At 68.4% G+C, this 13,599-nt stretch carries 4 protein-coding genes; 3 read left to right on the forward strand and 1 reads right to left on the reverse strand.

From position 1 onward, the window contains the following. Window positions 1–96 precede the first annotated feature (96 nt). Complete coding sequence (locus ABT008_RS04985) at window positions 97–822, forward strand: endonuclease V (RefSeq protein ID WP_350693709.1); 726 nt, start codon at window positions 97–99, stop codon at window positions 820–822. Window positions 823–826: 4 nt separating this feature from the next. Here ABT008_RS04985 and ABT008_RS04990 read toward each other — a convergent pair whose 3' ends face one another. Next, window positions 827–3,994, reverse strand: coding sequence for an FG-GAP repeat domain-containing protein (locus tag ABT008_RS04990; RefSeq protein WP_350693710.1), 3,168 nt, complete (start codon window positions 3,992–3,994; stop codon window positions 827–829). A 448-nt stretch (window positions 3,995–4,442) separates the two neighbouring features. On the opposite strand from ABT008_RS04990, the gene ABT008_RS04995 reads away from it, so the two are divergent. Then, on the forward strand, window positions 4,443–12,200 hold the full coding sequence (locus ABT008_RS04995) for a ricin-type beta-trefoil lectin domain protein (RefSeq protein ID WP_350693712.1): 7,758 nt from the start codon (window positions 4,443–4,445) through the stop codon (window positions 12,198–12,200). A gap of 740 nt (window positions 12,201–12,940) precedes the next feature. After that, the gene (locus ABT008_RS05000) at window positions 12,941–13,525 is read left to right on the forward strand and encodes a hypothetical protein (RefSeq protein WP_350693714.1); all 585 of its coding nucleotides are present in this window, start codon (window positions 12,941–12,943) and stop codon (window positions 13,523–13,525) included. Window positions 13,526–13,599 lie beyond the last annotated feature (74 nt).

Consider the following 13,599-nt stretch of genomic DNA (forward strand, 5'->3'; position numbering starts at 1 on the left):
CGCCAGCGCCGGCCGGGGCGATCGCGTTGCCCGGTCGCCGGCCGCCGTTACGATTGCGGATCATGGCGATCCTCTCCCCGCACCGGCCCGCCTGACATGCCCTCCGATCCGGCTCTGACCTTCGTCGAGGCGCGTACCGTGGCCGAGGCCGAGCGCGTCCAGCAGGAACTGCGGCAGCACCTCGACCTGACCGGCGGCCCGGCGACCCCGCCGACGCTGGTGGCCGGCGTCGACGTCTCCTACGACAAGACCTCCACCCGGGTCACCGCCGCCGCCGCCGTGCTCGTCGACCTGACCACCGGCGTCGAGGTGGAGACCGTCGTCGTACCCGGCGAGGTGACGTTCCCGTACGTCCCCGGGCTGCTGGCCTTCCGCGAGGTCCCGATCCTGCTCACCACGCTGGGCAGGCTCAGCCGCCGCCCCGACACCGTGGTCTGCGACGGGTACGGCATCGCCCATCCACGGCGGTTCGGGCTGGCCTGCCACCTGGGCGTGGTGACCGGCCTGCCCACCTTCGGCGTGGCCAAGACCCCGTTCGTCGGTACGTACGCCGCACCCGGGCCGCGTCGGGGCGACCGGTCGGTGCTCTCCGACGGCGACGACGTGCTCGGCCACGCCCTGCGCACGCAGACCGACGTCAAGCCGGTCTTCGTCTCCGTGGGTCACCGCACCGACCTGGACCGGGTGACCGCGCTGACGCTGACGCTGAGCCCGCGCTACCGCCTGCCGGACGTGATCCGACGCGCCGACTTCCTGTCCCGCGAAGCCCTTCGCCGAGGCGAGGCTGCTTCCCCGCCCGGGCTCCGGGCTCCGCGGGTGTGACAGGTCAGCCGAAGGCTCGGAACGAGTTGTAGTTCGGGGCGAGCACGACCTGCACCGACGCGTCGATGTTGGTGAGGGACGGTCGATGCAGTTGGATCTTCCCGTCCACACCGGCCCGCACCCAGAGGTCCGGGATCCCGTCGCCGCTGACGTCGGGGATGCCGACGACCGCGTTGTACGTCGTCTCGGTCCAACCCGTGCCGATCCGCACGTCGCCGTCGCGGGAGTTGGCCGCCTGCTTGAGCGAGTCCAGGTTGACGCTGTTCGGGCCCGACCCGGGCCGTCCGTGGCGGACATAGAGCGTGCCGGCGTCCAGGTTGCGCCAGAGCAGGTCAGGCGTGCCGTCCCGGTCGAAGTCGGTGATGTTCAGGATCTCCCGACGGGCCCAGGCGGTGCCCTCCATCAGCGTCGCCTCCTGGAAGCTCGCCCCGGTGTAGCCGGAGAGCACCCAGAACTGGGTCCCGGAGCGCAGCGCCAGGTCGGGCTTGCCGTCACCGGTGATGTCGCCGAGCGCCTTGATCTGGGTCCAGGTCGACGGGGCCGGCACGTTGGCCGGCAGCAGGATCCGCAGCCGCTTGTCCACGTTGAAGCTGCCGTATCCGTCACCGGGGTAGAGCCAGAACCCGCCGTCGGGGGTACGGGCGAACAGGTCGGTGAGCCCGTCTCCCGGGTACGCGTCGGAGTGCTTGGTGATCAGTGCGGCCTGGCCGGTGGCGGGGTTGTACCAGTGCCCGGGTGGGTTCTGCTCGCCCTTGTCGTTGTAGGAGGCGGCGAGGTGGTCGTACAGCTCACCGCCCTCGTCGCCGACGTAGGTGCGCAGGTTTCCGTCGCCGTTGATGATGAGCAGGTCGGGTCGTCCGTCACCGGTGATGTCGGCGGGACCGTCGGCCTCGTCCCGTGGTGGCACGAAGAAGGTGTAGTCGGTGCGGACGCTGCGGTTGCCGACCGCGTCGTAGGCGTACACCTGCAGGGTGGTGGGACCGGCGTGCCGTGGTCTGAGGTCGGGCACGGTGACGGTGCCGTTGGTGGCGTTCACGGACGTGCTGCCGATGGACTCGAAGGCATAGGTGAACCGGACCGCGCCGGTGGCGGTGAAGGTGATCGGGCCGGTCCCGCCGAACTTCACCGTCGCCCAGGTGTCGCCGTCGTGGCTGCCCTCCAGCCACACGTCACTGGTCACCGTCGGGGCGGGCGGCGCGGACGCGTCGACGTTCAGCCGGCAGGGTTCGCTGCCGGGCGGGAAGTACGTCGACGTGGCGCCCACCTGGTCCTCGGCCTGGACGTCCCAGGAGTAGGTGGCCTTGTCCTCCAGGCTGCTGGACGGGATGGTCAGCCGTGCCTCACCGCTGCTGGTGGCGGTGACCAGGGTGCCGGCGGGCACCGTCGAGCCGGTCTTCCAGAAGCGGAACCGCAGCGCCTTGAGGTTGTTGTCGGGGTCGGTGGCCTTCGCGTACAGCTCCAGGTTGGTCCTCGCGACCGTGACGCCGCTGCCGGGGCCGGGCACGCAGTTGCCGCCGGGGGTGCTCCTGCCGCCGGTCGGCTCCTTGGGCGGCGAGTTGTACTCGACCGTCAGTTGGGCGGTGCTGACCCGGAACCGGCGCCAGGTCAGCGTGTCGGTCTCGCTGGTCGCCTGCATGCCCAGGGTGAGGGTGGAGTCGCTGCTGTTGGCGGCCGACCGGGCGGCGGCGAGGACGTTGAAGCGGGCGTAGTCGTTGTCGCAGCTGCCGTCGTAGCCGTAGGCGAAGGACTTCCGGTCCTGGACCGAGCGCCAGGTCGGCTGCTTCTTCCAGGTGGTGCCGGACGAGATCGCCGCAGTGTGCCACAGCTCCATCTGGCGGGGCGTGCAGTTCCAGGAGTGGACGTTGAGCACCCGGAATGTGGCGGTGTCGATGTCCGGGCCCTTCAGGGTGCTCTTGAAGCCCATCCGCCAGAAGGAACGAGCCGTCAGCGGCGTGTTCCGCTCGTGACCGACCCGTGCGTCCGTGCTGCCGGAGTTGAAGTTGGTGCCGTTCCAGGTGTTGGTGCTCGGGTGCTGCTTGTAGACGGTGGCCCAGGCCTGCGTGGTGGTGTTCAGGGTGGGGTCGAGGAAGATCGGGAAGATCGCGTCGGCGTCGTCGAGCAGTCCGCTGGCGGCGGCGTCGAGGTGCAGGCGTACCTGCCCCGAGCCGTCGCCGTCGAGGCGGGTGGGCATCGGCGCGTGGCGGGCGCCCGGCTCGACGCCGCTGAGACCGGAGAGGTTCAGCACGTCGGCGTCGGTGTCCACGGCGGTGCGGGGTGCGGCCGGGGGCGCTTCGGGTTCCTGGCCGGCGGAGTCCCAGGCGAAGGGGGTGGGGATCGAGCCGATCTCCGCCCCGTCGACGGAGTCGAGGATTCGGACGCCGCCGGTCTCCCGGTCGTGGTGGAAGGTCGCGGTCGGGGACTCAAGGCCGTAGACGAGGGATCGGACGGCGTCGATCGTGCTGTTCGCCCGGGTCTTGACGATCAGCAGTTGGCCGAAGCCGCCGTCGTCGCGGGCGACCAGGAGCAGGTCCACGCCGGGCCGGACCTCGGGATAGAGGGCACGCGGACCGTCGAGCACCGGCTCCGGCAGCGCACCGGGCCACAGGTAGGTGACCGTGTGGCCGTCGATCTCCACTTCGGCCAGCGGCGTGTCGGCCGGTTCGGTCCGCGTGTTCGCGACCAGCCGCAGCGCATGGCGGGAGGGGCTCGGCTCGGGGCTGTTCGGCTCGCTGCCGCCGGCGAACCGTACCGGCACCGCGGCGTTGACCGGGCGGATACCGAGGCCGTCGGGGGCGGCACCGGTGCGGGTGAGCGCGGTGTCGATCGGTGCCCACTGCCCGGTGGCGTCCTTGGCGCGCTGTGGGACCGCGTGGGACGTGGAGCGCCAGCGACCGCTCGGCAGTGCCCAGGTCAGCGAGGTGGGCGTGGTGGCGGTCTCCACCAGCACCTCCTGGCCGGTGCGCAGCGCCTCGGCCATCGCGGTGGCCTCGTCGCGCGGGGGAGTCGACACCGGAACGGCCGGGGTGGCGGTGGCCGGCCGGGAGTCGGGTCCGTCGAATCCGGGCCACCACGGCAGCGTCGCCGCGACGACGGCGGCCAGCAGAAGGCCCATGGTGCACAACAGCCGGGTGCGCGTACGCACGAGTGGGCTGAGCAGGCGAGGCACAGTCACGGCGGTCTACTCCCGTGGGGCCGGGCGGACAGGAAGACGGTGCGCAGAACCGCCCCTGTCGGCGGGCCGTGGGGCAGAAATGCGGGCACACGATCGCACGCCACCGGTACGTCCCGTCTATCCCGTCAACGTTATCAATCCGTGATCTTCACTCCTTGAATATGTTCCGTAACGCCGGAATTTGATCTTGTGTCTGGTTTTGCGGGTCCGGCCTGTCGGACATGGCGGATTTGTGCGGTTAGATGATCTTCGGGGTGATCGGAGATCCACTGCGGCAATGGCGGCGTGACGGGGATCACTCCAATTCGATGTTGATCACTTTAGGTGACCTTGAGCTACTCAGCGCTCTGACGGAAGGTGCTCACGCACGGGCCGCACCTGGCATGTGCCCGGTGCGGTTTCCGCACCGTCCTCTTTCGTCTTGACGCCTGGGTGGGAGTCGACGCGCATGCGTGGTACCGGTTTGCTGGCTCGGCGGTGGGGTCGTCCCGCCCGTACGACCTTCGTCCTGGCGCTCACCATGACCATGGCGGTGACGACACTGCCCGCGCCCGCCTTCGCGAAGCCCGGACCGGGTATGAGCCGTGGCGCCATCGAGCTGCCGGAGATTCCGGAGGTCGATCAGGTCTCGCCCGACGAGGAGGCGGTGACGAACCTGCTCACCGACGAGCCGGAACCGTCGGAGCTCTACGAGCCCACGGCCGTCGAGGCATGGGAAGAGGGCAGCGGCACCGTCGACCTGACCGGGGTGACGCCGGGTGAGACGCTGCCGGTCGACGACCTGCCGGTCGCGCTCGGTGTGCCGGACGGCGGCGATCCCGCTGCCCTCGCCGGCACCTGGGCCGTCGACCTGGCCGCACCCGAGGCGTCCCACGACGCCGGGGTGTCCGGCCTGATCATGAAGATCACCCCGCCGGCCACCGCCGACCCGGAGGCCGAGGTCGCCCTCACCGTCGACTACACGCCCTTCGCCGACTTCTACGGCCCGCAGGCCGCCGACCGGTTCGGCGTCATGCTGCTGCCCGACTGCGTCTTCGACGACCCCGACGGTGGCGACTGCGCCCCCGACGACGCCGCCCGAGGAACGGCGGACCCCGCGAGCACCGCAGGTCAGACCGTCTCCAGCGAGGTGGAGCTGGTCCCGGTTGCCGGCTCCTCCGCCCGCAGCGCACGGGTCGCCGGGGTCGAGGAGGGCGCTCCCGCCCGCCGGATGGTCACCAGCAGCCTGCCGGTCGGCGCGCTGCTCGGTGACGCCACGCCGGTGGCGGGTCGATCGGCGATCGGCGCCCAGACCGCCGCGTCAGGCAGCAGCGTCGTCGGCGTGCTCGACACCGGCGCCTCGGCGGCCGGTGACTTCACCGCCACCCCGCTGCTCTTCTCCGGCTCGTGGGCGGCGGGTTCGTCCTCCGGCGCGTTCACCTACTCGTACCAGGTCCAGGTGCCCGAGACGGCCGGTGGTCCGACGCCGAAGGTCGCCTTGTCGTACTCGTCGCAGTCGGTGGACGGGCGTACCTCGGCGACCAACAACCAGGCGTCCTGGATCGGCGACGGCTGGGACTACGCCGCCGGCTCGATCACCCGGACCTACGTCAACTGCCGTCAGGACTCCAAGAAGGCCGGCTCCAACAACGCCACCCACCGGACCGCCGACCTCTGCTGGGGCTCCAAGAACGCGACGCTCTCCCTCGGCGGCATGACCACCGAGCTGGTCTGGAACCAGTCGGCCGAGACGTGGACCACCGCCAACGGCGACGGCTCCAAGGTGGAGTTGCGCAGGAACGCGAACCTCGACAACGGCGACGAGGACGGCGAGTACTGGGTCGTCACCACCAGGGACGGCACCAAGTACCACTTCGGTCTGCACCGCCTGCCCGGCTGGACCACCGGAGCGCCGGTCACCAACTCGGTCCTCGCCGTGCCGGTCTACGGCAACCACGCCGGTGAGGACTGCTACAAGGCGGGGAACTGGGCCGGCTCGGCCTGTGAGCAGGGGTGGCGGTGGTCGCTGGACTACGTCGAGGACATCCACGGCAACGTGATGACCCTCTGGTGGAAGAAGGAGAGGAACCGCTACGCGCAGAACTTCAACTTCACCAAGCCCGTCGAGTACGACCGCGGTGGCTACCTGCTGAACATCGACTACGGCCAGCGCAACACCAACAACAACGTCTTCGCGACCCCGCCGTTGGCCCGTGTCACGTTCGACGTCGCGGAACGCTGCTACAACCAGGGTTCCCAGACCTGTTCCGAGTCGAACTTCAACAGCCAGATCCCGCACGACTACCGCATCTGGTACGACACCCCGGCCGACCTGAACTGCGTCGCGGGCAAGAAGTGCTGGAACGCCTCTCCCTCCTTCTTCACCCGTAAGCGGCTCGACAAGATCACCACTTTCGCGCAGCGTCGCAGCGGCTCGACCGCCCTGCAGAAGGTGGACGAGTACCAGCTCACGCAGTCCTTCCCGGTGGAGTGGACCGGGACGAACACCGCGCTGTGGCTGGAGTCGATCGAGCGCACCGGGTACGGCGTCGGCGGCGACGCGGTCCGGCTCAACCCGGTGCGGTTCGTGCACAATTCCGAGGACATGCCCAACCGGGTCCGCAAGGACAACCGGCCCGGCTTCTCCCGGCTGCGCATCGCCCGGGTCGTCAACGAGTACGGCGGCGAGACCGTCGTGACGTACAAGAAGCCGACGGGCGCCTGCGCGGACGGCACCGGCCTGCCCGGCAAGACCGACACCGCGGGCCTGAGGTCGAACACCCGGCTCTGCTACCCCAACTTCTGGCACCCGGACCCGGCCAACGACGACGAGATCGACTGGTTCCACAAGTACGTGGTGGAGTCCGTCGAGGAGCTGCCCGCCATCGACGGCGCCGCCGGTTCCACCGTCACCACCTACCAGTACGCGAACGCCGGCTGGAAGCTGGCCGAGGCGGAGTTCACCAAGAAGTCCAGCCGCACCTACTCCCAGTTCGCCGGCTTCGAGCAGGTCACCGTGCTTACCGGCCCGCCCGTCGCGGAGCTGGGCAGCGAGCGGACCAAGTCCGTCACCCGCTACTTCCGGGGTATGGGTGACACCGTGTCCGTCAAGGACAATCTGGGCAACGGCGAGGAGATCGCCAAGGACCGGGAGCCCTTCGCCGGCCGGGTCGCCGAGGAGCTGACCTACGCCAGCGCCGGTGACGCCGACGCCAACTGGCTCACCCGCAGCGTCACCTACCCGACGGCGACCGAACTCGCCTCCCGCCCCCGCGACGACGGCCTCAGCCCGCTCAAGGCGTGGCGGGTCACCGACACCCGGCAGAAGGCGGTGGCCCGGTCGTCCGGCACCGGCGACGACACCCGCACCCTGCGGACCGTCGAGACCAGGACCACCTACGAGAGCACCTACGGCCTCCCGGAGCGGATCGAGTCCCTCGGCGACACCGGTCGCACCGGCGACGAGTCCTGCACCCTCGTCGAGTACGCGCACCACACCGCTAAGCACGTCATCGGCCTGACCCGGCAGATCCGCAGCAGCGCCACGACCTGCGCCGCCGCCACGTTCGACGACCTGACCTCGCTGGCCTCCGCCGGCCGGGTCGCCTACGACGGCACCGCCTACGGTGCGGCGCTCCCGGCGAGCAGTCGCGGTCTGGCCACCCAGACCTGGTCGCTGAGGGCCGACGGCTCCGGTTTCCAGAACGACGGCACCACCAGCTTCGACGCCGTCGGTCGGGTGCGGACCCGCACCGACCCGGACGGCAAGGTCTCCCAGATCACCTACACCCCCGACAGCGGGCAGGCGTACTCGGTCACCGAGGAGAACTCCCTCGGGCACAAGCAGACCCGTGAACTGGACCCGGGCCGGGGCGTCACGCTCAAGACCACCGACCCGAACGACCGCGTCAGCCACGCCGAGTACGACGGCCTGGGCCGTCTGGTCAAGGCGTGGGGCGCCGGGCGTACCCCGTCGACCTCGTCGGTGCCGGACTTCCGCGCCGAGTACGCCCTGCCGCAGATCGTCCCCGACCCGGAGAACCCGGGCGAGAGCATCCGCCGGCCCCCGTACGTCACCACCTTCGCCCGTGGCCACGAGGACCGCATCCAGACCTCGGTCACCATCTACGACGGACTGGGCCGCGAACGGCAGTCCCAGGTGCAGGCGACCAACGGCGGACGGCTGGTCACGGACACGCTCTACAACTCGGCCGGCGAGGTCTGGCAGACCAACAACGCCTACTTCGCCGAGGGCTCGCCGATCGGCCAGCTCTTCACGCCGCTGTCGGACACGGTCATGCCCAACGCCACCCGCTACACCTACGACGGCCTCGGCCGGGTGGTCAAGGAAATCCCGCTGCTCAACGGGAACGAAGACGAGACCCGCGCCACCAAGTACAGCTACGGCCTCGACCACTCCACCGTGATCAACCCCGCCGGGGCCGCGTCGTACCGCCTCTTCACCGACGGGCTCGGCCGTACCACCCGGGTCGACACCTTCCGCGACACGGCCCGGACCGACTTCACCTCGATGCGCTACGAGTACGACTCGCGCGGCCAACTGGTGAAGGCGAACCACTCCGCCAACCCGCTGCCGTGGACCTGGACGTACGACCAGCGCGGCCGGCTCACCCGGACCACCGACCCGGACACCGGCCTCACCACCATGACCTACGACCACCGGGACCGGCCGCTCACCACGACCAACGCCCGAGGCGTGACGGTGTGGAACGGGTACGACGAGCTGTCCCGCCCCACCCAGCAACGCCTCGGTGGCAGCGGCGGCACGCTGCTCTCCCAGTTCACCTACGACACGGTGGCCGGCGGCAAGGGCCTGCCCGCGACGTCGACCCGGTACACCGACGGCCTGCCGTACACCCAGTCGATCGGCGGCTACACCCAGGACTACCAGCCGACCTCGACCACGCTGACGCTGCCGCAGTCCATCGCCACCACCTGGGGCCTGAACCAGCAGTACCGCTACGACTACACGTACACCGACACCGGTCTGCCCGAGTCGAGCACCATGCCGGCGGTCGGCCCGCTGCCCAGCGAGAAGCTGCTGGTCCGCTACACCGCCGACGGCCTGCCGCTGTCCGTCTCCGGCAAGGACTGGTACGGCTCGGAGACGATCTACTCACCGTACGGGCAGGTGCTGCGCTCCACGCTGGGCACCCAGCCGTACCGGGTGTGGACGATGGCCGACTACGACGACGCCAGCGGCGCCCTCACCCGGCAGCAGGTCTTCCGCGAGGTCACCGGCAACCACCTGGTCTCCAACCGCTCCTACGGTTACGACGACGCCGGCAACGTCACCTCGATCCGCGAGCACGCGACCCCGATCGCGGAGCGCCAGTGCTTCACCTACGACCCGCTCGGCCAACTCCGTAACGCCTGGACGTCGAACAGTCAGACCTCCTGCGCCGCCGGCCCCGGCACCGCGACCGCGCCCAACGCGGCGGTCGGTGTCGACAGCACCGGCTACTGGCAGGAGTACGAATACGACCTGCTGGGCAACCGCACCGAGCTGGTCGAGCGGGACCTGACCGGCCGCACCTCCGCCGCCCCGCTGGAGACCACCTACGGCTACGGCCGGGAGGGCGGGGCCCAGCCGCGCACCCTGTCCGCCGTCACCAAGACGTACACCACCCCGCAGGGCGCGGCGATCGTTTCCGAGGCCGCCCGGCTGTACGAGCTGACCGGCGAGACCAAGTCGGTCACCTCCACCAGCAACGGCGACCAGCAGGAACTGACCTGGACCTACGACGGCCAGATCGAGCGGATCACCGGCTCGGGCAGCAAGGGCCGCAGCCCGTACGTCGGCCTGGCCGCCAAGTGCATCGACCTGAGTTCTGGCACCTCGGAGCCGAACCGGCCGATCCAGCTCTACACCTGCAACAACACCCAGGCCCAGCGGTGGAGTTTCCTCCCGGCCCCGGGTCAGAACAACGCCAACCTGGGCACCCTGTCCGGCTACGACGACTGGTGCGTCCAGCCGGCCGCCAACACCGCGGGCTCGGCCCTGCGGTTGCAGCGGTGCGACGGCACGACCAACCAGCGCCTGGAGCGGATGTCAACCGGGCAGCTGAAGCACGTCGCGTCCGGCCTGTGCCTCGCCGCGCAGGGAGGCGCCACGGCGAACGGTACGCCGATCGTGCTGGCCACCTGCGCCGGCGGGTCGGCGGCCCAGCAGTGGAACGCGCAGGACGAGACCCGCCACATCTACGGCCCAGGCGGTACCCGCCTGCTGACCGTGCAGGGCCAGCAGGCCACGCTCAACCTGGGCGAGGCGCAGCTGACCGTGCAGCCGGGCGGCATGCCGATCGACGTCCAGCGCACCTACTCCACCCCGGGTGGTGCGGTGGCCCGTCAGGTGCACGGCACCGTCACCCAGGTGCTGACGGCCCTGGCCGGTGACCACCAGGGCAGCCCGTTGGCCGAGGTGGTGCTCGCCGACGGCATGACGACCCGGATCCGGAAGCAGGACCCGTTCGGCAACCAACGGGGTACCGCGTCCGTGGGCGCGAACATGCACACCAACAGAGGCTTCCTCGGCGCGGTACGCGACGACTCGTCCGGCTTCGTGCCGCTGGGCGCGCGTCTGTACGACCCTGAGGTGGGCCGGTTCATCTCCGCCGACCCGGTCCTGGACCTGACCGACCCGGTCCAGAACAACGGCTACACGTACGCCCACAACAACCCGGTGACCCACTCGGACCCGTCCGGCCTGTCGGTGGCGTTGACCGCGTCGGAGACGGCGGCGGCCCTGGCCGGTGCGGGACTGTCGGCGGCGATGATCTCCCAGGCGCAGGCCAACATGGGCCGGTCGCTGATGTCGGTGGTCCTCGACTCGGCCTGGTACATCCTCAAGGAGTTCATCGGCATCAACGACGCCATGAACTGCTTCGGCGGTGACATGTGGGCGTGCGGCAGCCTGATCATCGGGGCGATCCCATGGGCGAAACTGGGCAAGATCCCGGCAGTGATCCGGGCGATCGACCGAACGATCGCCGCGATCCAGGCATGGCAGGCCGCGAAGCGGGCCGCGGAGATCGTGCTGGCCGCGGCGCGGGCGGCGGAAGCCGCCGCGTTGCAGGCGAAGAAGCTGGCCATCGAACGGGCGAAGAAGGCCGCCCAGGCAGCCAAGAAGAAGGCCGCTGACAAGGTCAACTCGACAAGCAACAAGGCAACCCAGTCGGCGAAGAAGACGGGTAACCCGGCACAGAAGCAAGCCCAGGCCAAGTCGAACCCGAAGGGCTCGTCCGCAGCCTCCGGCGGTGCCGGCGGCAAGGGTGCCAGCGGCGGCGGCAAGGGTGACTCGAAGCCGGGCGGCTCGTCGGGCGGATCGAACCGCAGCAACGGCGGCACCAGCGGCAGCAGCGGTGGCGGCGGAGCCGCGAAGGAATCGTGCCTGGACAACAGCTTTGTCCCGGGTACCAAGATCCTCATGGCCGATGGGTCGAACAAGCCGATCGAAGACGTGAAGCCGGGCGACGAGGTTGTCGTGACCGACCCGGAGACCGGTCGTACCGAAGTGGACACAGTTACCGCCAGTATCACTGGCGACGGCGTCAAGCGACTGGTGAAGGTCACCATCGACACCGACGGTGATCAGGGCTCGGAAAGCGCCGACGTAACCGCCACCGACGGGCACCCGTTCTGGGTGCCAGAGTTGAACGAGTGGATCGACGCCACCGGCCTCCAACCGGGCCAGTGGCTGCAGACCAGCGCAGGCACCCACGTCCAGATCACCGCCGTCGACCGCTGGACCGTCGCCCGCGCCGCCGTCCACAACCTCACCGTCGCCAACACCCACACGTACTATGTGGTGGCCGGTGACACCCCGGTCCTCGTCCACAACTGCGGGGGCCTTGACGACGCGGCGCATGCAAGAATTCAGGATACTTACGGGAACGACATTGCCGATGGCGTTGACTACAATCTCCAGCGCATGTGTCCGAGCTGCAACTCGGCCAGCGATGCGGCGGATCACACCATCAATGGAATCGGTGATAATGTAGACGGCTTGGCCAATTACCTTACCGGTCAGCGCGGTCTAGGTATGACGCATGTCGACCGGAGAAAGCCAGGAACAACAGCCAGGCGCGATGAAACTAGATTGGACTCCAATGGCAGAGGTGTGACCATTGTCCAAAACTCTTACATGGTCCACGCCTATCACCAATCGCTAGACGATTTCAACAGTATCTTCAATCGATTGGGCTGAGGTTGCATGTATCGAAGAGTTGGCTTCAGGAGTTCGGGCGGCGGCTATATTCTCACGCTCACCTCTACTCAATTCGAGCTGGTTAGAAGGGTTCTTGTCGATCTCTATGGCGGCAGTCACTCCTCGAAGGTGGTTGCCGTCGTGGCCGGAGATGCCTCGGCGGGGCTCCTCGAGCTGAGGGGTCGGGAAGTGGACTTTCGGTCGCGAGATAGCATTGATGTAACGCTAAGCTACCCCGACCTTCGAGCATTGTGTGGCGCTTTGGCGTTTGCCTTTCTGAATCGCTCATCAGAGGAGGCGTTTCATAATAGATATGGCTTCTACAGTGAGAACGTGCAGGCTGTGGGGTGGGCGATCTTTGGGGCACTTCAAGTATTGGGCAATTCGGCCGACTGAATCCAGACCAAATGGTGAACGCTTGATCTGGCCTCCTGGGTCAACTCTCGACGCCCTTTACTCGACTCACGCAGGATTGCACTGGCTGTTGGTCGCCTGCTGAATCGTTGTAAAGCCTGAAGGTTCGCAACTGTACTGGATTCGCTACTTCGTGTTTAGAACGTGCGTGGCGGTGCGCCCCGGTTGCCGTCAGCGTTGCCGCCAGGGACCTGACGCGAATTGGAATGCATGGATGCGCCCAGTGTGGTGAATGGTCGTCTTGGCAGCTGGGTGAGTTGGTTGTTCGGTACCAGGTCGCGCTTGCGCGGCGTCGCGTCGATCGCCGGGGCGCACTGATCGGGGGGATGGAATTGGTGGATGGTGGGTCATCTGCGCATCCGGGCAGTGCTCTTTCGGCAGCGATTGCCAATAGGGTGGCTTCGGTCATCACGATCTTCTTTGGACGCATGTATGGTCTCGGGAACACCGATAAGTTCGATATCACTCAGGGTGTCGAGTCGAGGTGGCGTGAGTTGGCGGGATTTCCACAATCCGAGAAACTGATCCGGCAGGTAAGGTCGCATGCCCTGAAGTGGCGGGAGCGGTTGGTCGATGCCGATTCGGTGGGGGCGCCCATGGTGGTTTCCACAATCGATGCGGTTCGTGCGGTGATTGATACACCGGCAGGTCAGGATGGCGGGGTAGCTCCCGCGTCAGCCGCAGCTCTGCAGGTTGCGCTTCACTTCGACAGGACGACCGTGGCGGCACCCGAAGGTAGCTCTAGCTGGGCTGCGTATGAGTTGAAGGGACAGGCTTCTCTCTTCGACATGGTGGCTTCTTACGATGAAGGATTCACCCAGAGTGGTCTGCACGATCTGCGGAACGAGTCCGGGGCGCAGTCGTTGGTGTACCGCAGTGCCATGAAAGCGCTGTTGCAGCCTCGTCGGTGAAAGCAGCTAGTCCGTGTGCAAGCGGCGCGCGCTGAGCGTCCCGACCGTGTTCAGCGCGCTGCTTGCCGCAATGG

It is taken from the genome of Micromonospora sp. NPDC002389 (genome assembly GCF_040296095.1).
GTDB lineage: Bacteria > Actinomycetota > Actinomycetes > Mycobacteriales > Micromonosporaceae > Micromonospora.